Source organism: Arthrobacter sp. UKPF54-2 (assembly GCF_007858535.1).
In the GTDB taxonomy this organism is placed as follows: Bacteria; Actinomycetota; Actinomycetes; order Actinomycetales; family Micrococcaceae; genus Arthrobacter.
Window position 1 is genome coordinate 2060483 of sequence record NZ_CP040174.1, and the last position, 25383, is coordinate 2085865.

A 25383-nucleotide genomic window follows, 5' to 3' on the forward strand; every position below is an offset into this window, starting at 1 on the left:
CCACTGTTGTTTGCTGCCGGAACTAGGGGGTACGGGTCAGCGCGTCGCGGATTTCGGTCAGCAGGGCGATGTGCGGATCTTCGGCCGCTTCTTCCTTGACGTCCGAGTTGATGCCGAGCCGGCGGTTGCGGCGCTCGATCATGTGGTTCATCGGCACCACAACGACGAAGTAAATGGCCGCCGCCACGAGCAGGAAATTAACGATCGCGGTCAACAACACCCCGAACTTGATGTCGTTGCCGTTCAAGGTGACGACAGCGAAGCTGTCGAAGTTGGGGGAACCAACCAGGCCGGCGATGAACGGCATGAGGACGCTCTGGACAAGTGCCGTTACCACGGCGCCAAATGCGGCGCCGATGACGACTGCGACGGCAAGGTCTACGACGTTGCCCTTGAGAATGAAGTTCTTGAATCCTGTCAGCATGCCTTCAACGTAACCCCGCCGTGTGAACGGCCCGTGTCCCCGACGTAAGTTTACGGTTCCGTGTCGTCCCTTAGAGGTAGGCGGGTGCCGGTTCCAGGCCGAAGTACTCCTCGAGGGTGGCGACGCCCCGGCTTCGCATGTCGGCCGCAGCCTCGATACCGACGTAGCGCAGATGCCACGGCTCGTAGTAGTAGCCCGTGATCTCATGGAACATCCACGGGTAGCGGACCACAAAACCGAAGCGGTGCGCATTGGCCTTGGCCCACACGGCCGCAGGCTGTTCCGCGAAACAGGGCTGGAAGCTGCAGGCGCCCCCGCCGTCGCCGACGTCGAAGGCCCAGCCGGTCTGGTGCTCCGAGTGGCCCGGGCGGGCGGACGCGGTATCCGCCTCGGCGCGCCCGCGGGAGTCCACGTAGCTGTTGTAGGTGGCGCTCTGGGTGGCGAAGGAACGGTAGCCGCTCGCCAGGACCAGCACGACGCCGGCCGCCGCGGCGTCATCGAACATGCGCCGGGCGGCCGCCGCCGTCGTACTGTTCAACAGCGCAGCCTCCCGGGACGCCGCGAGCCGCACGGCCGGCTGCACCAGGTCCGCCGGGACGAAGGCCTCCGGGGAGAGTGGGCGGTGCTTGTTCACCACCACCCACGGACTCGCGGGATCCGTCAGCGAGTACTGCCGCCCGGGCGCGGCCGCCGCCGGGGAGCTGGCAGCCGGGGAGCTGGCACTGGCCGAAGCGGCCGGGCCCGGACCGGCGTCCGCCGTCGTCGGCGCGGCGGCCGGTGAGCCCGTGGAGGGAGGCGCGGTGGGGGAGGGGCTGCCAGTTGGCACGCCTGTGCCGGAAGCAGGAGCCGGTGTGTCGCCCTCAGGGGTGCAGGCGGCCAGTGCTGCCAGGGCCGCGAATGCCGCCCCCGCGGCCACGACTCGTCCGAACGCGCGCCGGCTGGGGGATTCCGGGGTCTCGGCGGCGTCCGGCGCGTTCTGGCACACCCGCGCTATACCTTGCGCAGCAGCATACGGCGGATGGAGTGGTCGGCGTCCTTGGTCAGCACCAGCTGGGCCCGGCCGCGGGTGGGGAGGACGTTTTCTTCCAGGTTCGGTTCGTTGATGCGCTTCCAGATGTCGCGGGCAGTCTGCTCGGCCTCGGAATCGGAGAGCGTCGCGTAGCGGTGGAAGTAGGACTCCGGCTGGGCGAAGGCCGTGGTCCGGAGCTTGCGGAAGCGGTCCACGTACCATTCCTCGATGTAGGAGGTCTTGGCGTCCACGTAGATGGAAAAGTCGAAGAAGTCGCTCAGGGCGAGGCCCTGCCTGCCGTCGTGGCGCGGACGGGCCGGCGCCAGGACGTTGAGCCCCTCGACAATGAGGACGTCCGGCCGGCGGACCACAACCTCCTTGCCCGGAACGATGTCGTAGGTGACATGCGAGTACCAGGGGGCGCGCACTTCCTCCGCGCCGCCCTTGATCTCGCTCACAAAACGCAGCAGGGCACGGCGGTCGTAGGACTCCGGAAAGCCCTTGCGGTCCAGCAGCTGCCGGCGCTTGAGCTCGGCGAGGGGGTACAGGAAGCCGTCGGTGGTGATGAGCTCCACGTTCGGGGTGCCCGGCCAGCGCCGCAGCATCTCCCGGAGCACACGGGCGATGGTCGACTTCCCCACGGCGACCGAGCCGGCCACGCCGATCACAAACGGGGTGCGCTGGGTCTTCTCGCCCAGGAACGTGGTGGTGGCTGCGTGGAGCTGGTTGGCGGCCTCAACGTAGAGGTGCAGCAGGCGGGAGAGCGGCAGGTAGACCTCCCGGACCTCCTTCATGTCAAGGGGGTCGCCCAGGCCGCGGAGGCGGAGCACGTCCTCTTCGTTGAGGGGCTGCTCCATCTGGGCAGCGAGCCGGGACCAGGTCTGCCGGTCCAGCTCAACGAACGGGGAGACGCCCTCGCCGTTCGCGTCGTTGCGTTGCAAAGTCACCCTAGAGATTCTGCCCTTGACAACGCCCAGCGCGAAATGGAAGCCCCCCGCGGGCCGCGGGGGCGCCCGGCGGCGGGGTGGCGGGCGGCACATCCTACGTCGGACGACCGGTAAACCAGCTAGGCTTATGCCCATGTGTGGAATCGTTGGATATGTAGGCCGCTCGGCTGGCCGGGTAGATACTGAACACAAGGCCCTGGACGTTGTCCTGGAAGGATTGCGGCGCCTGGAGTACCGCGGCTATGACTCCGCGGGCATCGCCGTCGTCGCGGACGGTGCCATTTCGTCCCGCAAGAAGTCGGGCAAACTGAGCAACCTGATCGCCGAGCTCGAGGCCAACCCGCTGCCCGAGGCCATGACCGGGATCGGCCACACCCGCTGGGCGACGCACGGCGGCCCCACGGACCAGAACGCGCACCCGCACCTGTCCGACGACGGCAAGCTGGCGCTCATCCACAACGGCATCATCGAAAACTTCGCGGAACTCAAGCAGGAACTCCTCCGCAAGGGTGTGACGTTCCACTCCGAGACCGACACCGAGGTGGCCGCCGCGCTGCTCGGCGACATCTACCGGAACCAGCTCGGCGGCGACCCCGCCAAGGGCGGCATGACCAAGGCCATGCAGCTTGCCTGCCAGCGCCTCGAGGGCGCCTTCACCCTGCTCGCCGTGCACGCGGACCAGCCCGACGTCGTTGTGGCCGCCCGCCGCAACTCCCCGCTCGTGGTGGGCCTGGGCGAAGGCGAGAACTTCCTCGGCTCCGACGTCTCCGGCTTCATCGACTACACCCGCCGCGCCGTGGAACTGGGCCAGGACCAGATTGTCACCATCACCGCGGACACCGTGGAGATCACCGACTTCTTCGGCGGCCCGGCCGAGGGCAAGGAATACCACGTCAACTGGGATCCGGCCTCCGCGGAAAAGGGCGGCTTCCCGTCCTTCATGGAGAAGGAAATCCACGACCAGCCGGACGCCGTGCTGCAGACCCTGCTGGGCCGCTCCGACGTGCACGGCAAGCTGACGCTCGATGAGCTCCGGATCGATCCGGAACTGCTCAAGGGCGTCGACAAGATCATCGTCCTGGCCTGCGGCACGTCCGCCTACGCCGGGCAGGTCGCCAAGTACGCGATCGAGCACTGGTGCCGGATCCCCACCGAGGTGGAGCTCTCGCACGAGTTCCGCTACCGGGACCCGATCGTGGACGCCAACACCCTGATCGTCTCCATCTCCCAGTCCGGCGAGACCATGGACACGCTGATGGCCGTCCGTTACGCCAAGGAACAGGGCGCCAAGACGGTGTCCATCTGCAACACCAACGGTTCGACTATTCCGCGCGAGTCCGACGCAGTGCTCTACACGCACGCGGGTCCGGAAATCGCCGTCGCCTCTACCAAGGCCTTCCTGGCCCAGATCACCGCCGCCTACCTACTGGGCCTGTATCTGGCACAGCTGCGCGGCAACAAGTTCCAGGGCGAAATCAAGGACATCCTCGCCGACCTGGGCAAGATCCCGGCCAAGATCCAGCAGATCCTGGACAACGAAGGCCAGATCAAGGAACTCGGCGAGGCCATGGCGGACGCCAAGTCCGTGCTGTTCCTGGGCCGCCACGTCGGCTTCCCGGTGGCCATGGAAGGTGCGCTCAAGCTCAAGGAGCTCGCCTACATCCACGCCGAGGGCTTCGCCGCCGGCGAGCTCAAGCACGGCCCGATCGCCCTGATCGAGGAAGGCCAGCCCGTCTTCGTCGTGGTCCCCTCGCCCCGCGGCCGCGATTCGCTGCACTCCAAGGTCGTCTCGAACATCCAGGAAGTCCGCGCCCGCGGCGCCAAGACGATCGTGATCGCCGAGGAAGGTGACGAGGCGGTCAAGGCCTACGCCGAGCACGTCATCTACATCCCGGAGGCGCCGACGCTGCTGGCCCCGCTGCTGTCCACAGTGCCGCTGCAGATCTTCGCGCTCGCCCTCGCCAGCGCCAAGGGCTACGACGTGGACCAGCCGCGGAACCTGGCCAAGAGCGTGACCGTAGAATAGCCGCATGATTGTTGGCATCGGCGTAGACGTCGTAGACATTGAGCGGTTCGGACGGCAGCTTGAGCGCACCCCCGGGCTGCGCGACCGGCTCTTCGTCCCGGCCGAGCGGGAACTGAACACCCGGTCCCTGGCCGCGCGGTTTGCCGCCAAGGAAGCCGTGGCCAAGGTGCTCGGCGCGCCGGCGGGCATGAACTGGCAGGACTGCTGGATCGGCCTGGACCAGCACGGCCCCACGGTCCAGGTCAAGGACACGGTCCTGGCCGTCGCGGAGTCGAAAGGCGTCAAACGCTGGCACCTCTCGATCAGCCATGACGGCGGCATCGCTACCGCCACGGTGATCGCTGAAGGCTAAGCACCACCATGATCAGCGCCTATACCGGAACCCAGATCCGAGAAGTCGAAAAACAGCTTCTCGCGGCAAGTGCGGACACCGGTATGGGCGCTGTTCTGATGCAACGGGCCGCCTACGGGCTCGCCAACACCGTGCTCCGCGAACTGCGGAACCGCGGGCTGCGGGCTTACGGCTCCAGCGTCACCGTGCTCGCCGGCAAGGGCAACAACGGCGGCGACGGCCTCTACGCGGCGGCGCTGCTGGCCCGCCGGGGCGTGCGGACGACGGCGGTGCTCACCGCCGGGGACGCGCACCCGGCCGCTTTGGCGGCGTTCCGGGCCGCCGGCGGCCGGGACACGATACTCGGCGATCCCAACGCGGCGGAGCTCGCCGCCGCGGCGGCCCGGACCGACGTCCTGCTTGACGCCGTCCTTGGAACCGGCGCCCAGGGCGGATTGCGGGGTCCGGCGGCGGCCCTGATCGAAGCGCTTGGGCGTTCCCGCCCAAAGCTCGTGGTGGCCTGCGACATCCCCAGCGGCGTGGACGCCGACACCGGCGAGGCGCCCGGCCCTGTCCTGGCGGCGGACGTGACCGTGAGCTTCGGCGCGGTCAAGGCCGGGCTGCTCGCGGACCCTGGCGCCGACTTCACCGGCCGGCTGCGGATTGTGCCCATCGGCGTCGAGCACGCCCTCGGCGGCCCGGCGCTGCGCCGGCTCGAGGCCGCGGACCTGGCCGCGCTGCTGCCCCACCCCGGCCGCCGCGCCCACAAGTACTCCCGCGGCGTGCTTGGGGTGGTGGCCGGGTCCACCCGCTACCCCGGGGCGGCCGTGCTCGCCTGCCGGGGAGCCCTGGCAGCCGGCGCCGGCATGGTCCGCTACCTGGGTCCGCCCGAGGTCGCCGACCTGGTCCGCCGGGCCTGCCCCGAGGTGGTGTGCGGCACCAGCGTTTCCGAGGCGCACGTCCAGGCCTGGCTCCTAGGCCCGGGCCTGGATGACGGCGCCCACGAGCAGCTGGAGCGCGTCCGCGAGGCGGCGGCCACCGGGCTCCCCACCGTGGCCGATGCCGGCGCGCTTCCGGCGCTGCCGGCGGCGCTGTCCCCGCAGACCGTACTGACCCCGCACGCGGGCGAGCTGGCCACCCTCCTGGACCGGTACGGCGCCGGAGGTGGGCGCTCCGGCGTCGAGGGCGCAACGCTGGCCGCCGCCGGGCAGGCTGCCGGGCTGACGGGGGCGACGGTGCTGCTTAAGGGCGCGACCACGCTCGTGGCCGCGCCGTCGGGCACCGTCTTTAGCCAGGCCGAGGCAAGCCCCTGGATGGCCACCGCCGGCAGCGGCGACGTCCTGGCCGGGGTGCTCGGGGCCCTGCTGGCCCAGCTGGGCGAGGGCACCAAAGCCTTCAGCGCCCGCGGGATCAACGGACCCGACCGGTGGGCCGCCGTCGCCGCGGTGGCGGCCAGCCTGCATGGCCTCGCCGGCACCCTCGCCTCCAACGGCGGCCCGCTGACGGCGTCAGACATCGCGGACGCCCTGCCGGAGGTGATCGGGCGGCTGTAATAAAGGCCACGCATCATGCGCCTGGTCAATTAGTAACCCTGCTTACAAGTAGTCTGTCTAGAGATAGTTCGCATCGCACGAGGAGTACACATGGAAGTCTGGCCCGGAACGGCTTACCCGCTGGGAGCCACCTTTGATGGCACCGGCACCAATTTCGCCCTGTTCAGCGAACAGGCGGAGCGGGTCGAACTCTGCCTCCTGGCTGATGACCTGACCGAGACCCGGATCGAGCTGACCGAGGTGGACGGCTACGTTTGGCACTGCTACCTGCCGCAGATCCAGCCCGGCCAGAAGTACGGCTACCGGGTCCACGGCCCGTACGAACCCGAAAACGGCAACCGCTTCAACGCAAACAAGCTGCTGCTGGACCCCTACGCCAAGGCCGTCCAAGGCCAGATCGACTGGCACCCGGCGCTCTTCACCTACGAATTCGGCGACCCCGACTCCCGCAACGACGCTGACTCGGCGCCGCACACCATGCACGGCGTGGTCATCAACCCGTTCTTCGAGTGGGACGGCGACCGCCAGCTGCGGATCCCGTACCACCAGTCGGTCATCTACGAGGCGCACGTCAAGGGCCTGACCGAGCTGCACCCGGATATTCCGGAGGAACAGCGCGGCACCTATGCCGGTGTCGCCCACCCGGCGGTCATCGAACACCTGAAGAAGCTCGGCGTCACGGCGATCGAACTGATGCCCGTCCACCAGTTCGTCAACGACGGGACGCTGGAGGAGAAGGGCCTGAACAACTACTGGGGCTACAACACCATCGGCTTCTTCGCCCCGCAGAACACGTACAGCTCCACCGGCGACGTCGGTCACCAGGTCCAGGAATTCAAGGCCATGGTCCGCGAGCTGCACCGCGCCGGCATCGAGGTCATCCTCGACGTCGTCTACAACCACACGGCGGAAGGCAACCACCTCGGCCCCACGCTGTCCTTCAAGGGCATCGACAACCAGGCCTACTACCGCCTGGTCGACGGCGACCTGAAGCACTACATGGACTACACCGGCACGGGCAACTCGCTCAACGTGCGCCACCCACACTCCCTGCAGCTGCTGATGGATTCCCTGCGCTACTGGGTGACGGAGATGCACGTGGACGGCTTCCGCTTCGACCTCGCCTCCACGCTGGCCCGCGAGTTCTACGACGTCGACAAGCTCTCCACCTTCTTCGAACTGATCCAGCAGGACCCGATCGTGTCCCAGGTGAAGCTGATCGCCGAGCCGTGGGACGTCGGCCCCGGCGGCTACCAGGTAGGCAACTTCCCGCCGCAGTGGACCGAGTGGAACGGCAAGTACCGCGACACGGTCCGGGACTTCTGGCGCGGCGAACCCTCCACCCTGGGTGAATTCGCCTCCCGCCTTACCGGCTCCGCGGACCTCTACGAAAGCTCCGCGCGGCGCCCGGTGGCCTCGATCAACTTCGTCACCGCCCACGACGGCTTCACCATGCGGGACCTGGTGTCCTACAACGAGAAGCACAACGAAGCCAACGGCGAAGGCAACAACGACGGCGAATCGCACAACCGCTCGTGGAACTGCGGGGAGGAAGGCGACACCGACAACGACACCGTGCTGACCCTTCGCGCGCGCCAGCAGCGGAACTTCATCGCCACGCTGCTGCTCTCGCAGGGCGTGCCGATGCTGTTGCACGGCGACGAGCTGGGCCGCACCCAGCAGGGCAACAACAACACGTACTGCCAGGACTCCGAACTGAGCTGGGTGCACTGGGAGGCCATGGACCAGCCGCTCGTGGAGTTCACCGCCTTCGTCAACAAGATCCGCCACGACCACCCGACGTTCCGCCGCAGCCGCTTCTTCGACGGCCGGCCGGTTGTCCGCGGCGAGGGCGAGAAGCTGCCGGACATCGTCTGGCTCAAGACGGACGGCACCGGCATGCTGCCCGAGGACTGGGACAGCGGCTTCGGCCGGACCATCGGCGTGTTCCTGAACGGCCACGGCATCCAGGAGCAGGATTCGCGGGGCCGCCGGATCACCGATGACAGTTTCCTGCTGGCGTTCAACGCCCACGACGACGACGTGGACTTTGCGCTGCCGACCGAGGAATACTCGCCGTTCTGGGACGTGCTGGTGGACACCGCGGACCAGGCCGACAAGGACGAACCGCTGAAGGCAGGGTCGGTGCTCAAGCTGGCCGCCAAGTCCATGGTGGTGCTGCAGGCGCACTCCGGCCCCGAAGTGGAGGTGGACTACTCCGCCGCCGCGTCGCTGGCCTCGATGGCCGAGCACGAGGACGCCCACGAGGAGATGGTGGAGGCCCAGGAGGAGGCCGCCGAAGCAGTCTCGAAGGCTGCCGCCAAATGAGGACCCCGGTCTCCACTTACCGGCTCCAGATCCGGCCCGGCTTCACCCTGCAGGATGCCGCCGAGACCGTGCCCTACCTGAAATCGCTCGGCGTGGACTGGGTCTACCTCTCGCCGATCCTGACCGCGGAACAGGGGTCGGACCACGGCTACGACGTCACCGACCCGGCCTCGATCGACCCGGACCGCGGCGGCCCGGAGGGACTGGCGGCAGTCTCCCGGGCCGCGCGGGACGCCGGCATGGGCGTGCTCGTGGATATCGTGCCCAACCATGTCGGCGTCGCCACCCCGGTGCAAAACCCGTGGTGGTGGTCGCTGCTCAAGGAGGGCCAGCAGTCGCCGTACGCGCGGGCGTTCGACGTCGACTGGGACTTCGGCGGCGGCCGGATCCGGATTCCGGTCCTCGGCGACGACTCGGATGTGGACGCGCTGGAAGTCCGCGACGGCGAGCTGCGCTACTACGACCACCGGTTCCCGCTGGCCGAGGGCAGCTACACGGCAGGGGATGACCCCCGCGCCGTCCACGACCGGCAGCACTATGAGCTGGTGGGTTGGCGCCGTGCGGACAACGACCTGAACTACCGCCGGTTCTTTGCGGTCAACACCCTGGCCGGGATCAAGGTCGAGGTCCCGGAGGTTTTCGACGAGGCGCACGAGGAGGTGGTCCGCTGGTTCCGTGAGGGCCTGGTGGACGGGCTGCGCATCGACCACCCGGACGGTCTCGCGGACCCGGCCGGCTACCTCCGGCGGCTGCGCGAGGCCACCGGCGGGGCCTACCTGCTGATCGAGAAAATCCTGGAGCCCGGCGAGGAGCTTCCCGCCGGCTTCGAGTGCGAGGGAACCACCGGGTACGACGCGCTGGCGGACGTGGACCGGGTCCTCGTGGACCCCGCGGGCCAGGCGGGCCTCGACGCGCTGGATGCCTCGCTGCGCGGCGGAACGCCCGCGGACTACGAGGAGATGATCCGCGGCACCAAGCGCCGGATCACGGACGGGATCCTGCACTCGGAGATGCTGCGGCTCGCCCGGCTGGTCCCGGCGTCCGCCGGGCTCGACGCGGAGACCGCCGTCGATGCGCTTTCCGAGATCACCGCGGCCTTCCCGGTGTACCGCAGCTACCTGCCCGAGGGCGAGGATGTGCTGCGCGAGGCATGTGAGCTCGCCGCCCGGCGGCGGCCGGAGCTGGAACCGGCCGTGCAGGCGCTGCTGCCGCTGCTGCTGCGCGCCGGCCCCGGCGCCGATGAGGAACTGGGCCGGCGCTTCCAGCAGACCTCCGGGATGGTGATGGCCAAGGGCGTGGAAGACACCGCGTTCTTCCGCTACACCCGGCTGGGCACCCTCACCGAGGTAGGCGCGGACCCCACCGAATTCGCGGTGTCCACCGACGAGTTCCACGCCCGGATGGCCCGGCGCCACGCTGCGCTGCCACTGTCCATGACCACGCTCAGCACCCACGACACCAAACGCAGCGAGGACACCCGCGCCCGGATCTCGGTCCTCGCGGAACTAGCCCCGGAGTGGACCGCATCGCTGCACCGGCTGCAGGACCTCGCGCCCCTGCCGGACGGGCCGCTGGCCAACCTGCTGTGGCAGGCCGTCGCCGGGGTCTGGCCCGCGGACCGGGACCGGCTCCAGTCCTACGCCCAGAAGGCGGCCCGCGAGGCCGGCAACTCGACAAACTGGCTCGATCCCAATGCGGATTTCGAGACGAAGCTGGCGGCGGCGGTCGATGCGGCCTTCGACAACGCCGAGGTCCGCGCCGAACTCGATGCCCTGGTGGCTCTGCTGGAGCCGTACGGTGCCGCCAACGCGCTCTCCGCCAAGCTCGTCCAGCTCACCATGCCCGGCGTGCCGGACGTGTACCAGGGCACCGAGTTCTGGGACCGATCGCTGACCGACCCGGACAACCGCAGGCCCTTCGACTTCGGCGCCCGGCGCGCCGCCCTGGCCGCCCTCGACGCCGGCGAGCTGCCGGCGTCGTACCGGGAGGACGCGGCAAAACTGCTGGTCACCTCCCGGGCACTGCGGCTGCGGCGGGACCGGCCGGAGCTGTTCACCGGCTACACGGCCGTGCCGGCCACCGGCGCCGCGGCCGGGCACCTGATTGCCTTTGACCGGGGGTCCGGCGCGCCCGGGGCCATCACCCTGGCGACCAGGCTGCCCCGCGGCCTGGAACAGCGGGGAGGCTGGCAGGACACCGCCATTGAACTCGCCGCCGCGATGACGGACCAGCTCAGCGGCAGGTCCTTCGGCCCGGGAACCGTGCCCGTGGGGGAGATCCTGCGCGACTACCCGGTGGCGCTGCTGGTGCCGGCCGCCTGATACGCACGAACTGACGAACCGACAGATGGGAACGGCAATGACTCTGCCCGCACACGGAACCGAACGCTTCGACCTCTGGGCACCCAAAGCCCAGCAGGTCACGCTGCTCGCCGGCGGACAGCGGTACCCGATGCGCCCGGCGTCCGGGGACGGCCGCGACGGCTGGTGGACCGCCCCGGAGGCGCCTTCGGGCGAGGTGGACTACGGCTACCTGCTCGACGGTGACACCACACCCCTGCCGGACCCGCGCTCGCGCCGCCAGCCCGAGGGTGTGCACTCGCTCTCGCGGACCTTCGACGCCGGCGTCCACGCGTGGGGCGACGGCGCCTGGACGGGCCGCGGGCTGCAGGGCGGGGTCATCTACGAGCTCCACCTGGGCACCTTCACGCCGGAGGGGACCCTCGACGCCGCGGCCGGAAAGCTCGGCTACCTGGCGGACCTCGGCGTCGACTTCGTGGAACTGCTGCCGGTCAACGGGTTCAACGGCACCCACAACTGGGGCTACGACGGGGTCCTCTGGTATACCGTGCACGAGGGCTACGGCGGCCCGGCCGCGTACCAGCGCTTCGTCGAGGCGGCCCACGCCGCGGGGCTGGGCGTGATCCAGGACGTGGTCTACAACCACCTCGGTCCCAGCGGCAACTACCTGCCCCGGTTCGGGCCGTATCTGAAGTCCGGGGAAGGCAACACCTGGGGCGACTCGGTCAACCTGGACGGGCCGGGCTCCGACGTCGTCCGGGACTACATCCTGGACAACGCCGCCATGTGGCTGCGCGACTACCACGTGGACGGGCTGCGGCTCGATGCCGTGCACGCCTTCAAGGACGAGCGCGCGGTCCACCTGCTGGAGGACTTCGGTGCCCTCGGCGACGCGGTGGCGGCGGAGACCGGACGCCCGGCGACCATGATCGCGGAATCGGACCTGAACAACCCGCGCCTGCTCTACCCGCGCGCCGTCAACGGCTCCGGCCTGGCCGGGCAGTGGAGCGACGACTTCCACCACGCGGTCCACGTCAATGTCAGCGGCGAAACCACCGGCTACTACAGTGACTTCGATTCACTCGCGGCGCTGGCCAAGGTCCTGGTGGACGGGTTCTTCCATGACGGCAGCTACTCCAGCTTCCGGGGGCGGCACCACGGCCGGCCCATCAACGCCTCCCTGGTCCACCCCGCTGCCCTGGTGGTGTGCAGCCAGAACCACGACCAGATCGGCAACCGGGCCACCGGCGACCGGCTCTCCCAGAGCCTCGGCTACGGGCAGCTGGCGCTCGCCGCCGTCGCGACCCTGACCTCGCCGTTCACCCCGATGCTGTTTATGGGCGAGGAGTACGGCGCCACCACGCCGTGGCAGTTCTTCACGTCCCACCCGGAGCCCGAACTGGGCAAAGCCACCGCGGAGGGCCGGATCAAGGAGTTCGAGCGGATGGGCTGGGACCCCGCCGTTGTGCCGGACCCGCAGGATCCGGCCACGTTCACACGCTCCAAGCTGGACTGGGCCGAGGCCTCCGAGGGTGACCACGCGCGGCTGCTCGAGCTGTACCGGAACCTGATCGCGCTGCGCCGCGCGACGCCGGAACTCGCCGGGCTCGGGTTCGAAGAGACCGCGGTGGCTTTCAGCGAGGCCGACCGCTGGCTGCGCCTGCGCCGCGGCGGCGTGGAGGTGGCGATGAACTTCTCCGCCGAACCCCGCCAGGTCGCCGTAAGTGGCGGCTCGCTGCTGTTGGCCACCGAGGACGGCGTCGCGATGGCCGCCGGCCAGGTGGAGCTGCTCGGCCACAGCGCCGCCGTCGTCTCCAAATAGGAAAGGATAGTAGTTATGACTTACGTTGCAGCAGAGAACCGCTATGACTCCATGCCGTACCGCAGGGTGGGACGCAGCGGCCTGAAACTGCCGGCCATCTCGCTCGGCCTGTGGCACAACTTCGGGGACGACAAACCCTTCGAGGTCCAGCGCGCCATCCTGCGCCGCGCCTTCGACCTGGGCGTCACCCACTTCGACCTCGCCAACAACTACGGGCCGCCCTACGGCAGCGCCGAGACCAACTTCGGCCGCCACTTCAAGGACGACTTCGCCCCCTACCGCGACGAACTCATCATCTCCAGCAAGGCCGGCTACGACATGTGGCCCGGGCCCTACGGCAACTGGGGCTCGCGCAAATACCTCCTGGCCAGCCTGGACCAGTCCCTGGGCCGGATGGGCCTGGACTACGTGGACATCTTCTACAGCCACCGGCCCGACCCGGAAACCCCGCTGGAAGAGACCATGGGCGCCCTGGACCAGGCCGTCCGCTCCGGCAAGGCCCTGTACGCGGGCATCTCCTCCTACACCCCGGAGCAGACCCTCGAAGCGGCCCGGATCCTCACGGATCTCGGCACCCCGTTGCTGATCCACCAGCCCAGCTACTCCATGCTGAACCGCTGGACCGAGAACGGCAGCCCCAGCCTGTACGAGGCGCTGGAGCAGGTGGGCGCGGGAGCCATCGCGTTCTCGCCGCTGGCGCAGGGCATGCTCACCGACCGCTACCTCGACGGCGTCCCGGCGGATTCCCGCGCGGCGCAGGACAAATCCCTGGACCAGGGCATGATTTCCGAGGAAAACCTGGGCCGGGTGCGCGGGCTCAACCGGATCGCCGAGGGCCGGGGTCAGACCCTCGCGCAGCTGGCGATCGCCTGGATCCTGCGCGAGCAGGGCAAGGGCACCTCGGTGACCTCCGCGCTGGTCGGGGCGTCCAGTGTCCGCCAGCTCGAGGACACCCTGGCCGCCGTCAACAACCTGGAATTCACGTCCGATGAACTGGACGCGATCGACGAGTTCGCCGTCGAGTCCGACATTAATCTTTGGGCACAGAAGTAGGCGAACGCCGGGGCGCCCGGCGGGCGTAACAGATTCGGTGCCGCGGCCGGGAACAACTTGAGCCCCGGCGCCGTTGACTAGAATGCAATAGAGCCGCATGGCGTTGTGCCCGTTTGCCGCCGCCGTACATCAGAGTATGGCCGCGCCGGGCACATGAAGTTTGTTCTCAAAGGGAGTTCCGTGTCTTCAAATCCGATTCGTGTTGCAATCGTCGGCGTGGGTAACTGTGCCACTTCGCTGGTCCAAGGCGTCGAGTACTACCGGGACGCCGATCCACAGGCCACGATCCCGGGTCTGATGCACGTGCAGTTCGGCAAGTACCACGTCAACGATGTCCAGTTCGTGGCGGCGTTCGACGTCGACGGGAAGAAGGTCGGCCAGGACCTGTCCGCCGCGATCCTCGCCAGCGAGAACAACACCATCAAGATTGCCGACGTCCCGCCGACCGGCGTCACCGTCCAGCGCGGCCCGACCCTCGACGGTCTCGGCAAGTACTACCTTGAGACCATCGAGCAGTCCCCGGAGGAGCCGGTCGACGTCGTCCAGGCCCTCAAGGACGCCCAGGTCGACGTGATGGTCTGCTACCTGCCGGTCGGTTCCCAGGAAGCCGCCGAGTACTACGCCCAGTGCGCGATCGACGCCGGCGTGGCGTTCGTCAACGCGCTGCCGGTGTTCATCGCGGGGACCAAGGAGTGGGCGGACAAGTTCACCGCCGCCGGTGTGCCGATCGTAGGCGACGACATCAAGAGCCAGATCGGCGCGACCATCACGCACCGCGTTATGGCCAAGCTGTTCGAGGACCGCGGCGTCACCCTGGACCGCACGTACCAGCTGAACGTTGGCGGCAACATGGACTTCAAGAACATGCTCGAGCGCGACCGCCTTGAGTCCAAGAAGATCTCCAAGACCCAGGCCGTCACCTCCAACGTTGAGGCCGAACTCGCCGCCAAGGACGTGCACATCGGCCCGTCCGACTACGTGCAGTGGCTCGATGACCGCAAGTGGGCCTTCGTCCGCCTCGAGGGCCGCAACTTCGGTGACGCCCCGGTGTCGCTTGAATACAAGCTGGAGGTCTGGGACTCGCCCAACTCCGCCGGCGTGATCATCGACGCCGTCCGTGCCGCCAAGATCGGCCTGGACCGCGGCATCGGCGGCCCGCTGCTCTCGGCGTCGAGCTACTTCATGAAGTCCCCGCCGGAGCAGTTCAACGACGACCTCGCCCGCGAAAAGGTCGAGGCCTTCATCCGCGGCGACCTGGAGCGCTAAACCCCACCCTCCCTCGAGTTGCCCTATCACTTACGGCGCCTAAACAGCCGGTTTAGCCGCCACAAGTGATAGGGCAACCGGCGTTTAACGGCCGTGGAGTGCTAGGCGGACCCGTCGGACGGCACCGCGGAAGTCGTCCGCCAGGTCGTCGGCGTTGAATTTGAAGTAGCGCCAGCCAGCCGCGTTGAACCTTTCGTCGCGGCGATTGTCGCGGGACTGTTGTTCGCGCGTGAGGTGGTGGCCGCCGTCGTACTGGATTGCAACCCGTTGCCTCCGGTATCCGAGGTCGGCCGCGGGGGAGAGAGGGTCGTCCGGCACCATCCTGAGCTGCAGCTCGGGCTCCGGCAGTCCGGCAGCGGTCAACGCCAGTCGCAGGAAGGTTTCCGGCGCGGAGTCGGAGCCGGGCCGGATGAGCTCCAGCGCCTGGCGCGCTTTCACGATTCCTTTGAGCTTGGGGTGCCGGGTGAGCATGTCCCGCAGCTGAGGGAGTGTCGCCCACGGCGCCGAACGGCCCTCCAGCTCCAGGCGGGGCTGCCGTACGAGCTGATCGCCCACGGCTACGAGATCCTCCAACGGCAGGATGCGGGCAAGGTCCAACCACGTCCGGGCAGGCGTTGAAATCCGGATGCCGTCCCAGACCATGAGCTCGTCGTCGAACGCAAGAACGGTATGGCCCACAACGCCCTCGCGCCGGACGGGCGGCAGCGCCTTCGGCTTGCTGAGATGGAGCTCCTGGCAGCCACGAAACCACGACGGGAGCCACAGTCCCAGCAACACAGCGGCCGTAAGGTGCGAAATCCACGCGCCCGGCGTCGCGGCCGAAAGGGCGCGGGCCAGGCCGCGGAGCTCGAACTCCCAGCCGGCAGGCAGGTAGAGCAACCGGCCGCCCGTCGCGAGGTCAGAAGCGCGGAGGCGTGACGTTCCCAGCGTCGCGGCCCGCGCTTCATAGACGGTAAACGGGGCCGAGGCGAGGTGGGCCGGCAAGGCAACAGGCGGTCGCATGCGGACCATTCTTATCCGACCGCCGGATCCCCGCTCCGGATATCCACAGGGGTCCGTTGAGCTATCACTTTTGGTCCCCATCCACCGGGAATGGCAGCCAAGAGTGATAGCTCAACCCGGTTAGAACAGGCCGACGGGGTTGCCGCCGGCGTCGACGTCCATCCGCATCGCCGCCGGGACCTTGGGCAGGCCCGGCATGGTCATTACCGCGCCGGTGAGCGCCACGATGAAACCCGCTCCGGTCTTGGGAATCAGATCGCGGACGTGGACCGTGAAGCCCTTCGGTGCGCCGAGTTTGGTGGCGTCGTCGCTGAAGGAGTACTGCGTTTTCGCCATGCAGACCGGCATCCCGGACCAGCCGTTCTTCTCGATTTCCGCGAGCCGCTTGAGCGCCGGGACGGAGAAGTCGACGCCGTCGGCCCCGTAGATCTCCTGCACGATGGTGCGGATCTTGTCCTCCACGGACATCTCCAGCGGGTACAGGTGCCGGAAGCCGTGCGGGGCGTCGATGGCGGCGGCGACCTTCGCGGCGAGCTCATCGCCGCCGTCGCCGCCTCCGCCGCGGCCCCAGACATCGGCGACGGCGGCCTGCACACCCTCCGCGGCGCACCAATCCAGCAGCCAGTCGAGTTCCTCCGCGGTGTCCGTGCCGAACTTGTTGATCGCGACCACCGGGGTGATGCCGAACTTCTCCACGTTGCGTACGTGCCGCTGCAGGTTCGCGACGCCGGCGGCCAGTGCCTCGACGTCGGGCTCCTTCAGTTGGTCCTTGGCGACGCCGCCGTGCATCTTGAGCGCGCGGATCGTCGCCACCACCACGACGGCGGACGGCGCGACGTCGGCCATTCTCGCCTTGATGTCCATGAACTTCTCGGCGCCCAGGTCGGCGCCGAAGCCGGCCTCCGTGATGACGACGTCGGCCAGGGCCCGGGCCGTCTGGGTGGCGATCAGGGAGTTGCAGCCGTGCGCGATGTTGGCGAACGGGCCGCCGTGGACCAGCGCCGGGGTGCCCGCGATGGTCTGCACCAGGTTGGGTTTGATGGCGTCCTTGAGCAGCATGGTCAGGGCGCCCTGGACGCCGAGGTCGGCCACGGTGACCGGTTCGCGGTCGTAGGTGTAGCCGAAGGTGATCCGGCCCAGCCGGGTGCGCAGGTCGTCCAGGTCGGTGGCCAGGCAGAACACCGCCATGATCTCCGAGGCGACCGTGATGTCGAAGCCGTCCTGCCGCGGCACGCCCTGCGTGGGGCCGCCCAGGCCGATGACCACCTCGCGCAGGGCCCGGTCGTTCATGTCCAGCACCCGCTTGAAGGTCATCCGGCGCGGGTCGATGTTCAGCGCGTTGCCCTGGTAGATGTGGTTGTCCACCAGCGCCATCAGGGCGTTGTTGGCGGAGGTGATGGCGTGGAAGTCGCCGGTGAAATGCAGGTTGATTTCGTCCATCGGCAGGACCTGGGAGTAGCCGCCGCCGGTCGCGCCGCCCTTCATGCCAAGGATCGGCCCCAGCGAGGGCTCGCGCAGCGCGATCATCACCCGGTGCCCGGCCCGGGCCAGCGAGTCCGCCAGGCCGACCGTGGTGGTGGATTTGCCCTCGCCGGCCGGCGTCGGTGACATGGCCGAGACGAGCACCACCTTGCCGGGGGCGTGCGCGGTGTCCAGGGTCAGCTTGGCCGGGTCGATTTTCGCCTTGTAGCGGCCGTAGAATTCCAGCGCCTCGGGGTTGATCCCGGCGGCGGCGGCGATGTCCTCGATCGGCCGCATGGTGGCCCGCTGGGCGATCTCCAGGTCGCTGGGGACCGGCGTTGCGGGCGCGGCTGCTGCGGTTTCCGTGGTGTTCTCAGACATCGTTGTCCTTCGGCTCGTGGCGTCATGGCGTTCCGTCAGGTGGTGCCGGCGGTTGGCCCGGTCTGGCTCCCGGTCAGGGCGTGTGGCCCACCGGGATGCTTCGTGTTCCAAAATACTGGACCAGGGCGGCCTGGTAGCTTTCCAGCGTGATCGCGGCGGTGCGCTGCCAGCCGAAGCCCTGGGCATGCACGGAAGCCGCGCGGCCCATGTCCTCCCGGGTGGCCGGGTCGTCGTGCAGGGCCTCGAGAGCGTCGGCCCAGTCCGCGGCCTTGTGGCCCTCCACCAGCAGTCCGGTCCGGCCGTCGAAAATCGCGCGCGAGAGCCCGCCGACCTTCGTGGCCACCACGGGGGTGCCGCAGGCCTGGGCTTCCAGGGCCACGAGGCCAAAGGACTCGCTGTAGGAGGGCATCACCACGACGTCGGCCGAACGGTACCAGCCGGCCAACGTGGGTGCGTTGACCGGCGGGTGGTGCGTGACGACGTCGTCCATGCCCGCGGCGGTGATCAGGGCCTTGAGGTCGAAATCCTTGGCCCCGCTCACCGCGCCCAGGATGGTGAGCTGCAGGTCGATGTCCGGGCGGCGGGCGCGCAGCAGCGCGGCGGCCTTGATCAGGATCTGCGGGCCCTTGAGCCGCTGGATCCGCCCGGCGAACAGCAGGTGGAACCGCCCGGGCGGGACACCGTGCTGGCTGCGGGCGCGGCTCCGGAAGGCGGGCGTAAACACGGAGAGGTCCACGCCCGGCGGCGCGACATCGATGCGGTCGGGGTCGGCGTCGTAATGCGAGACCAGCTCGGCGGCCTCGGTGCCGGTGTTGGCGATCAGCCGGGCGGCGCCGTCGACAATCCGGTGTTCGCCCTCCTCGCGACGGCGCGGCTCCGGCTGTTCGCCGGACTCCAGCAGCAGGTTCTTGACCTTCGCCATGGTGTGCATGGTGTGCACCAGCGGCACCCCCCACAGCTCTGACAGCTCCAGCCCCGCCACCCCGGAGACCCAGTAGTGGGAGTGGATGACGTCGTAACGGCCGTGCGGCTGCAGCTGCTTGATCCGGTCGATTTCGGCAACCATGCTGTGCAGCAGCGCCGGCAGTTCCTCCTTGGGCAGCTTCCGCGGCGGACCGGCGAGCACATTGTGGACGCAGACCCCGGGGGAGGGGTGCTCGACGGCGGCCTGGCCGGCCGCGGTGGACCGGGTGAAGATCTCCACCTCGACGCCGGTCTCCGCCAGGGCCGCGGCCAGGGCGCGGACGTACACGTTCATGCCCCCGGCGTCCCCAGAGCCAGGCTGTTCCATCGGCGAGGTGTGCAGGGAGAGGAAGGCGACGCGGCGGACCAACGGCATGCTGCTTCCCTCCCTTCGCGCTACGTGGATTCGGTAAAACACTACTCCTGAACCGCGGACCGGTCCGCCGCCGCCAGGGTGCTGCTAACGTGGCGGCTGTGAGCGCAACCGCAGAAACCCGGCCGGCCCCGTCCCCCTGGGAGATCCGTAAAGCCACCGCGCAGGACTGGCCCGCCATCTGGGAGATCCTGGAGCCGGTGATCCGGGCGGGGGAGACCTTCACCTGGGACCGCGACACCACCGAAGCCCAGGCCCGCGCCAAGTGGTTCAAAACGGCCCCCGGCCAGACGTTCGCGGCCGTCGGAACGGGCGGGTCCGACGGAGTTGTGCTCGGCACCGGCGAACTGCACCCGAACCAGGACGGCGGCGGCAGCCACGTTGCCAACGCCGGCTACATGGTCCGCGACGGGTACGGCGGTCAGGGCGTTGCCCGCGCGCTGTGCGACTACTCGCTGCGCGCGGCCCGGGCCGCCGGGTTCCGCGCCATGCAGTTCAACGCCGTGGTGGAAAGCAACGTCCGTGCCGTCGCCGCCTGGCAGGGCATGGGCTTCGAGATCATCGGCACCGTCCCGGAGGCCTTCAACCACCCGCGCCTGGGCTACGTGGGCCTGCACGTGATGTACCGCAGGCTCTAGGACCCCGTAGCCCACAGCTACGTTGTGCCCCACAGTACGGCGAGGTCCGGGAACGCCGCCTCGTAGCCGGCGAGCAGCCGGGCCGCGAGCTCCTCCGAATCGACCAGGGGGTGCCGGGCGAACGCCGCCAGGGCGGCCTCCCGCCGGCCCCCGCCGCCGGAAGCTGGTTCCGGGGCGGTGGCCCTGACCACGAGCCGTTCGACCTCCTTGACACGCCGCATTAGCGCCAGTTGCGCCTCGGCGGGCCGGTCCTGGGGGATCGGGACCACGCCGTCCGGGCCCACGCGGCAGGGGATCTCGACGACGGCGTCCACCGGCAGCCCCGGCACCGCCGCGCCCGGCGCCCCGCCCGGCGCCGGCACCGCGTTGCGGGTATTGAGCACCAGCTCGGCCTCGCCGCCGCCGGACAGCGCCCGCATCGCCGCCAGCGCAACACGTTCGTAGCCGCCCCCCGCCAGGTCGTCCTCGTCCCGGTGCTCCCCGGCCCCCCGGGCCTCAGCCAGGTAGCCCTCCTCGCGGGACCGGCGCGCGGCATCCCAGAGCCGGTACGCGTCCGGGCCGGCGGAGGCGAGCAGCGGATAGAGCTCGGCCTGCTGGGCGTGGATGGACTCCCCGCGGGTCTGCGCGGCGGCCTGCATGGCGGCCACGGCCCGGGCGGTCTCGTAGTAGTAGAACAGGTACTCGTTCGGCAGGCAGCCCAGCTGTGCCAGGAAGGGCTGGGGAAAGAGGCGGCCCTCCTCGAAACCGGCCAGCGCCCCGGCATCGGCGAGCAGGCCGGGCAGGGCGTCCGTGCCGCCGGCCTCCAGCTTGTAGAGCCAGCCCAGGTGGTTGAGCCCGTAGTACCCCGCGCCGTCGAGCCGGCCTGCCGGGAGCGCGACTCCGGCGGCGCGGGCGGCACGGTGCACCAGGCCGCCGGCCGAATCGCAGATCCCCACCACCCGGGCGCCGAGCGCCGGGACCAGCGCCTCGGTCACCATGCCCGCCGGGTTCGTGAAGTTCACCAGCCAGGCCGAGGGGCAGAGGCGCCGCATTGCCCGGGCCAGCTGGAGCATCGGCGGGATGGTGCGCAGGGCGTAGGAGATGCCGCCGGCCCCGGTCGTTTCCTGCCCCAGCAGCCCCAGGTCCTGTGCCACCCGCTCGTCGACGGTGCGTCCGGCCGTGCCGCCGGGCCGGATCGCGGCGAACACCATGTCCGCGCCCGTCAGTGCTTCCGCCAGGGCGGTGGTGGTCCGGATGCGCGGGCCGCCTGCCCGGCCCGGCGGGTGCGGCATGGCGGCCAGCACGGCCTCGACGGCGGCGAGCCGGCCGGCGTCGACGTCGTGCAGCACCAGCTCCCCGACCAGGCCGGCGAACGGCCCGGCGGAGAGCGCCCGGTACAGCAGCGGCACCCGGAATCCGCCGCCGCCGGCAATCATGAGCCGCATGCCTGCAGTCTATTCTGCGGGGCGCCGGAGAGCCCCGAGCGCCGTCTACCGCGGGCCGCGGGGACGGCGTAGTGTGCCGTGTATGGACGCGATTCCAGCGCCGCGCTTCGACCCGCTCGCCGCCGTCCGGACCCCGGCGGAGGGGGGCTTCGACCTGCTCCTGACGGGCACCGTGTTCCAGGACATCATTTTCACCGGCCTCCCGCACGCGCCCCGGCCCGGCACCGAAATCTGGAGCGAGGGGATGGGCAGCTGTCCCGGCGGGGTGGCGAACCAGGCCATCGCCGCGGCCCGGCTGGGGCTGCGGACCGGGCTCGCCGCCGCGTTCGGCGACGACGGCTACGGCGACTACAACTGGAAGATCCTGGACCGGCAGGAACACGTGGACCTCTCACTCTCCCGGCGCGTGCCCGGCTGGCATTCGCCGGTCACCGTGTCGCTGAGCGTCGAGAAGGACCGCTCCATGGTCACCCACGGCCACCCGGCCCCCATCACCTCCACCGAACTGATCGGCTGTCCGCCGCCGGCGCTCGCCGCCGTCGCCGAGCTGGGCGAGGAACTGGAACCGTGGGCCGTCGACGCGCACCGGGCCGGCGTGCGGCTCTTCGGCGACGTCGGCTGGGACCCCACCGGCACCTGGGCGCAGGCGCGGCTGGACAACCTGCGGTACTTCCACGCCTTTATGCCCAACCAGCAGGAGGCCATGGCCTTCACCGGCAAAGACAACCCCTGGGCCGCGCTCTACACGCTCGCGGACAAGGTCCCGGTGGCCGTGGTGACCCTGGGCCCGCAGGGGTCCATGGCGGTGGATTCCGAGACCGGCGAAGAGGAGTGGGTGCCGTCGCTGCCGGTCCCCGCCTTCGACCCCACCGGCGCCGGGGACTGCTTCGGGGCCGCGTTTATTGTCGGCTGCCTGGCCGGCTGGCCGCTGGGGGACCGGCTCCGCTTCGCCAACCTGTGCGCGGCCCTGGCCGTGCAGCACGTCGGCGGCTCGCTTGCCGCCCCCGGCTGGGGCGACCTCGCCGACTGGTGGCAGCGCGCCAACGCCCGCAAGGAACGCCAGGGCAGCCAGTGGCTGCGCCGCTACCGTTTCCTTGAAGAGATTGTGCGCAACGTGCCCCCCGAGGCGCAGCGGCGGGCGACGGCGACCATCGCGCACCTTTCCGACGCGTAGCCGGGGTTTGCTGGGGTGTGGGTTGGGACTGCGCTTGCGGGCGTCCCGGTTCGGATGGACATGCCCGTTGCTTGGTTTGAGGAGTGGACATATTCCTGATGTGTCCACTGCTGGCTGCCGGGGATGGGCATGTCCGTTGGTGGGGGATGGGCATGTCCGTTGGTGGGGTGTGGGGCGGGTTTCCTGTGGCGATGGGCATGCCCGTTGCTTGGTTCGTGGCGTGGACATATTCCTGATGTGTCCACTGCTGGCTGCCGGGGATGGGCATGTCCGTTGGTGGGGGATGGGCATGTCCGGAGGTGCAGGGCGGGTGCGGAATTCAGCAGCATCTGCCGCCACCCGTAGAATCGTAAAGTGATATACCCAGCAGCAACAGGTGATTTCCGGCCCCTGGCGGAAGCCGGTCCGGGCCATGGCGAGGAACGGTCGGCCGTGATCGACCTCGAGGCCATCCGGCACAACGTCCGGCGGCTGGCGGCCGTGGCATCGCCGGCCAAGGTGATGGCGGTCGTCAAGGCCGACGCCTACGGCCACGGCGCCATCCCCGTCGCCCGCGCCGCCCTCAGCGCCGGGGCCAGCTGGCTGGGCGTTGCCCACATTTCCGAGGCGCTGGCCCTGCGCGCCGCCGGCATCGAGGCCCCCCTGCTGGCCTGGCTGCACACCCCCGAAAGCAACTTCGCCGCCGCCGTGGCCGCCGGCATCGACATCGGCTGCTCCGGCTGGGAGCTCGGCCGGATCGTCGCCGCCGCCCGCGAGCAGGAACGCCCGGCCCGGATCCACTTGAAAGTCGACACCGGACTCGGCCGCAACGGGGCCACCCTGGAATCCTGGGACACGCTGCTGGGCGAAGCGATGGAGTACCAGGACCAGGGGCTGCTGCGCGTTGTGGGGATCTTCTCCCACCTGGCCGTCGCCGACGAACCCGACCGCCCCGAAACCGACGAGCAGCTGGCCGCCTTCCGCGAGGTGCTGGCGATGGCGCAGGACGCCGGCGTCGACCCGGAGGTCCGCCACCTCGCCAACACCCCGGCGACGCTGTCCCGGCCGGACACGCACTTCGACCTGGTCCGCGTGGGCCTAGGCGTCTACGGGCTCTCACCGTTCGAAGGGCAAAACTCCGCGGAAGTCGGCCTGCGCCCGGCGATGTCCGTGCGCACCGTCGTCGCGCACTGCAAGGACGTGCCCGCCGGCCAGGGCGTCTCCTACGGGCTGAACTACCGCACCGCCGGCAACAGCACCCTCGGCCTGGTCCCGCTGGGCTACGCCGACGGCGTCCCGCGGGTCGCTACCGGCGGCCCCATCCGGGTGGCAGGGCGGACCTACCCCGTGGTGGGCCGCATCGCCATGGACCAGATGGTGATCGACCTCGGTCCGCTGCACGTCTCCGCCGGTGGACCCACACTGCTCGGCGCGGAGGCCGTGCTGTTCGGCGACGGCGCCGACGGCGGCCCGACTGCCGAGGACTGGGCCCGGGCGGCCGGCACGAACAACTACGAAATCGTCACCCGGATCAGCCCTCGGGTGCCGCGCCGGTACATCAACGAAGAGCCCGCGCCCGACGCCGGGGCAGGACGGTGAGCGAAGCGGCCTGGGAGCGGACCCTCACCGTCGGGACCGCCGAGCAGACGCACGCCCTCGCGGCCGCCCTCGGCGACGGGCTGCAGGCGGGGGACCTGCTGGTCCTCACCGGCGAGCTCGGCGCCGGCAAAACCACCTTCACGCAGGGCCTCGGCGAGGGACTCGGCGTCCGCGCGGGGATCATCTCGCCCACCTTCGTGCTGGTCCGGATCCATCCCAACCGGCCGGACGGGCCGCGCCCCGGCGGACCGGACCTGGTGCACGTTGACGCGTACCGGCTGGAATCGGCCTCCGAAATCGACGACATCGACCTGGAGAACACCCTGGACAGCTCCGTGACCGTGGTGGAATGGGGCCGCGGCCGGGTGGAACACCTGAGCGAGAGCCGGCTCGAGGTGGAGCTGCACCGCCAGCTCGGCGGCACCCCGCCCGGCGACACCGCGCTCGGCGGCACCCCGCCCGGCGCGCAGAACGCCACGCAGACCCCCGGATCCCAGCCCGCCGGCGCCGTGCTGGACTTTGACACCGACGACGCCGACGAGCCCCGGACCGTGGTGTTCCGCGGCTTCGGCCCGCGCTGGGCCGAACCGCCGGCAGCCCTCGCGGCCTTCCCGTCCCCGCCCGCGACCCCGGAAACGGACTGACTGATGCTTATCCTCGCCATCGATACCTCGGCCGTTGCCAGCGCCGCGCTCGTCTCCGACGATTCGCTGGAGTCCGTCGTCGGGAGCTTCGCCACCGCGGACACCCGCAGCCACGCCGAAGTGCTGGCCCCCGGAATTGAGCAGCTGCTCGCCGGCGCGGGCCTTCGCGGCGCCGACGTCGACGCGATCGTCACCGGGGTTGGGCCGGGACCGTTCACGGGCCTGCGCTCCGGCATCGTCACCGCCCGCAGCCTGGCCTTCGTCTGGGACAAACCGCTGTACGGGCTGATGAGCCTGGACGCCGTTGCGCTGGAGGTGGCCGAGTCGACCCAGGCCCCGGCCGAGTTCATCGTGGCCACCGACGCGCGGCGCAAGGAGGTGTACTGGGCCCGCTACGCCCAGGCCGCCGGCCAGCTGCCGCGGCTGCTGGACGGGCCCCATGTGGGATTCGCCGCAGACCTGCCGGACCTTCCCGTGTACGGCGCCGGCGCCGGCCTGTACGCGGATGTCCTGAATGCGGTCCCGGAATTCTCCGGGCGGCAGCCCGAGGCGCTTTCGCTGGGCCAGTTTGCCCTTGCCCGCCTCGCGGCGGGGGAGCAGCTGCTGGACAGCACCCCGCTGTACCTGCGCGAATCGGACGCGCAAGTCCCCGGGCCGCGGAAGCGCGCGCTGTGACCGCCCCGGAA

Annotated in this window: 20 protein-coding genes; 13 read left to right on the top strand and 7 right to left on the bottom strand. The window is 69.8% G+C overall.

All coding sequences use genetic code 11. From position 1 onward, the window contains the following. Positions 1-22: 22 nt before the first annotated feature. From mscL to coaA, 3 genes are all read right to left on the bottom strand, one after another. On the bottom strand, positions 23-424 hold the full coding sequence (mscL, locus tag E7Y32_RS09510; RefSeq protein WP_146336896.1) for a large conductance mechanosensitive channel protein MscL: 402 nt from the start codon (positions 422-424) through the stop codon (positions 23-25). A gap of 70 nt (positions 425-494) precedes the next feature. Continuing rightward, on the bottom strand, positions 495-1409 hold the full coding sequence (locus E7Y32_RS09515; protein ID WP_261382398.1) for a D-alanyl-D-alanine carboxypeptidase family protein: 915 nt from the start codon (positions 1407-1409) through the stop codon (positions 495-497). A 5-nt stretch (positions 1410-1414) separates the two neighbouring features. Continuing rightward, the gene (gene coaA / locus E7Y32_RS09520) at positions 1415-2380 is read right to left on the bottom strand and encodes a type I pantothenate kinase (protein WP_146336897.1); all 966 of its coding nucleotides are present in this window, start codon (positions 2378-2380) and stop codon (positions 1415-1417) included. A 133-nt stretch (positions 2381-2513) separates the two neighbouring features. On the opposite strand from coaA, the gene glmS reads away from it, so the two are divergent. From glmS to E7Y32_RS09560, 8 genes are all read left to right on the top strand, one after another. Further along, a complete protein-coding gene (gene glmS, locus E7Y32_RS09525; RefSeq protein ID WP_146336898.1) occupies positions 2514-4406 on the top strand; it encodes a glutamine--fructose-6-phosphate transaminase (isomerizing) in 1893 nt (630 codons plus the stop codon). A gap of 4 nt (positions 4407-4410) precedes the next feature. Beyond that, positions 4411-4758 carry a holo-ACP synthase gene (locus E7Y32_RS09530; RefSeq protein WP_146336899.1) on the top strand — a complete coding sequence of 116 codons (348 nt, stop codon included), beginning with the start codon at positions 4411-4413 and terminating at the stop codon, positions 4756-4758. Positions 4759-4766: 8 nt separating this feature from the next. After that, the gene (locus tag E7Y32_RS09535; RefSeq protein WP_146336900.1) at positions 4767-6290 is read left to right on the top strand and encodes an NAD(P)H-hydrate epimerase; all 1524 of its coding nucleotides are present in this window, start codon (positions 4767-4769) and stop codon (positions 6288-6290) included. A gap of 90 nt (positions 6291-6380) precedes the next feature. Next, a complete protein-coding gene (gene glgX / locus E7Y32_RS09540; protein WP_146336901.1) occupies positions 6381-8618 on the top strand; it encodes a glycogen debranching protein GlgX in 2238 nt (745 codons plus the stop codon). Continuing rightward, on the top strand, positions 8615-10939 hold the full coding sequence (treY, locus tag E7Y32_RS09545) for a malto-oligosyltrehalose synthase (protein ID WP_146336902.1): 2325 nt from the start codon (positions 8615-8617) through the stop codon (positions 10937-10939). The genes glgX and treY overlap by 4 nt, the downstream gene beginning before the upstream one ends. A gap of 37 nt (positions 10940-10976) precedes the next feature. Continuing rightward, positions 10977-12740 carry a malto-oligosyltrehalose trehalohydrolase gene (treZ, locus tag E7Y32_RS09550; RefSeq protein ID WP_146336903.1) on the top strand — a complete coding sequence of 588 codons (1764 nt, stop codon included), beginning with the start codon at positions 10977-10979 and terminating at the stop codon, positions 12738-12740. Positions 12741-12755: 15 nt separating this feature from the next. Next, the gene (gene mgrA / locus E7Y32_RS09555; protein WP_146336904.1) at positions 12756-13793 is read left to right on the top strand and encodes an L-glyceraldehyde 3-phosphate reductase; all 1038 of its coding nucleotides are present in this window, start codon (positions 12756-12758) and stop codon (positions 13791-13793) included. 180 nt (positions 13794-13973) lie between these two features. Next, positions 13974-15059 carry an inositol-3-phosphate synthase gene (locus tag E7Y32_RS09560; RefSeq protein WP_146336905.1) on the top strand — a complete coding sequence of 362 codons (1086 nt, stop codon included), beginning with the start codon at positions 13974-13976 and terminating at the stop codon, positions 15057-15059. Positions 15060-15143: 84 nt separating this feature from the next. On the opposite strand, the gene E7Y32_RS09565 is transcribed toward E7Y32_RS09560, so the two are convergent. The 3 genes from E7Y32_RS09565 to mshA all read right to left on the bottom strand — a co-directional run bounded on the left by E7Y32_RS09565 (position 15144) and on the right by mshA (position 19242). Continuing rightward, positions 15144-16061: a DUF559 domain-containing protein gene (locus E7Y32_RS09565; protein ID WP_146336906.1), complete on the bottom strand. Its 918-nt coding sequence runs from the start codon at positions 16059-16061 to the stop codon at positions 15144-15146. Positions 16062-16181: 120 nt separating this feature from the next. Continuing rightward, positions 16182-17903, bottom strand: coding sequence for a formate--tetrahydrofolate ligase (locus tag E7Y32_RS09570; protein WP_146336907.1), 1722 nt, complete (start codon positions 17901-17903; stop codon positions 16182-16184). A gap of 73 nt (positions 17904-17976) precedes the next feature. After that, complete coding sequence (gene mshA / locus E7Y32_RS09575; RefSeq protein ID WP_146336908.1) at positions 17977-19242, bottom strand: D-inositol-3-phosphate glycosyltransferase; 1266 nt, start codon at positions 19240-19242, stop codon at positions 17977-17979. A 98-nt stretch (positions 19243-19340) separates the two neighbouring features. Between mshA and E7Y32_RS09580 the strand changes: the two genes are divergently transcribed. Then, a complete protein-coding gene (locus E7Y32_RS09580) occupies positions 19341-19877 on the top strand; it encodes a GNAT family N-acetyltransferase (protein WP_146336909.1) in 537 nt (178 codons plus the stop codon). A gap of 17 nt (positions 19878-19894) precedes the next feature. Here E7Y32_RS09580 and E7Y32_RS09585 read toward each other — a convergent pair whose 3' ends face one another. Beyond that, a complete protein-coding gene (locus E7Y32_RS09585) occupies positions 19895-21301 on the bottom strand; it encodes a 6-phospho-beta-glucosidase (RefSeq protein ID WP_146336910.1) in 1407 nt (468 codons plus the stop codon). 82 nt (positions 21302-21383) lie between these two features. Between E7Y32_RS09585 and E7Y32_RS09590 the strand changes: the two genes are divergently transcribed. The 4 genes from E7Y32_RS09590 (at position 21384) to tsaB (ending at position 25372) form a co-directional block, all read left to right on the top strand. Beyond that, positions 21384-22475, top strand: coding sequence for a carbohydrate kinase family protein (locus E7Y32_RS09590; protein ID WP_146336911.1), 1092 nt, complete (start codon positions 21384-21386; stop codon positions 22473-22475). Between the two features lie 354 nt (positions 22476-22829). Beyond that, entirely contained in the window at positions 22830-24053 is a 1224-nt protein-coding gene (gene alr, locus E7Y32_RS09595) for an alanine racemase (RefSeq protein ID WP_146336912.1), read from the top strand. After that, positions 24050-24697, top strand: coding sequence for a tRNA (adenosine(37)-N6)-threonylcarbamoyltransferase complex ATPase subunit type 1 TsaE (tsaE, locus tag E7Y32_RS09600; protein ID WP_146336913.1), 648 nt, complete (start codon positions 24050-24052; stop codon positions 24695-24697). Before alr ends, tsaE begins: the two co-directional genes overlap by 4 nt. Before the next feature lie 3 nt (positions 24698-24700). Then, complete coding sequence (gene tsaB / locus E7Y32_RS09605; RefSeq protein ID WP_146336914.1) at positions 24701-25372, top strand: tRNA (adenosine(37)-N6)-threonylcarbamoyltransferase complex dimerization subunit type 1 TsaB; 672 nt, start codon at positions 24701-24703, stop codon at positions 25370-25372. Positions 25373-25383 lie beyond the last annotated feature (11 nt).

Coding starts and splice junctions, on each gene's coding strand:
- mscL (WP_146336896.1), bottom strand. CDS start 424: ATGCTGACAGGATTCAAGAACTTCATTCTCAAGGGCAACGTCGTAGAC.
- glmS (WP_146336898.1), top strand. CDS start 2,514: ATGTGTGGAATCGTTGGATATGTAGGCCGCTCGGCTGGCCGGGTAGAT.
- E7Y32_RS09530 (WP_146336899.1), top strand. CDS start 4,411: ATGATTGTTGGCATCGGCGTAGACGTCGTAGACATTGAGCGGTTCGGA.
- E7Y32_RS09535 (WP_146336900.1), top strand. CDS start 4,767: ATGATCAGCGCCTATACCGGAACCCAGATCCGAGAAGTCGAAAAACAG.
- glgX (WP_146336901.1), top strand. CDS start 6,381: ATGGAAGTCTGGCCCGGAACGGCTTACCCGCTGGGAGCCACCTTTGAT.
- treY (WP_146336902.1), top strand. CDS start 8,615: ATGAGGACCCCGGTCTCCACTTACCGGCTCCAGATCCGGCCCGGCTTC.
- treZ (WP_146336903.1), top strand. CDS start 10,977: ATGACTCTGCCCGCACACGGAACCGAACGCTTCGACCTCTGGGCACCC.
- mgrA (WP_146336904.1), top strand. CDS start 12,756: ATGACTTACGTTGCAGCAGAGAACCGCTATGACTCCATGCCGTACCGC.
- E7Y32_RS09565 (WP_146336906.1), bottom strand. CDS start 16,061: ATGCGACCGCCTGTTGCCTTGCCGGCCCACCTCGCCTCGGCCCCGTTT.
- E7Y32_RS09570 (WP_146336907.1), bottom strand. CDS start 17,903: ATGTCTGAGAACACCACGGAAACCGCAGCAGCCGCGCCCGCAACGCCG.
- mshA (WP_146336908.1), bottom strand. CDS start 19,242: ATGCCGTTGGTCCGCCGCGTCGCCTTCCTCTCCCTGCACACCTCGCCG.
- E7Y32_RS09585 (WP_146336910.1), bottom strand. CDS start 21,301: ATGCGGCTCATGATTGCCGGCGGCGGCGGATTCCGGGTGCCGCTGCTG.
- E7Y32_RS09590 (WP_146336911.1), top strand. CDS start 21,384: ATGGACGCGATTCCAGCGCCGCGCTTCGACCCGCTCGCCGCCGTCCGG.
- tsaB (WP_146336914.1), top strand. CDS start 24,701: ATGCTTATCCTCGCCATCGATACCTCGGCCGTTGCCAGCGCCGCGCTC.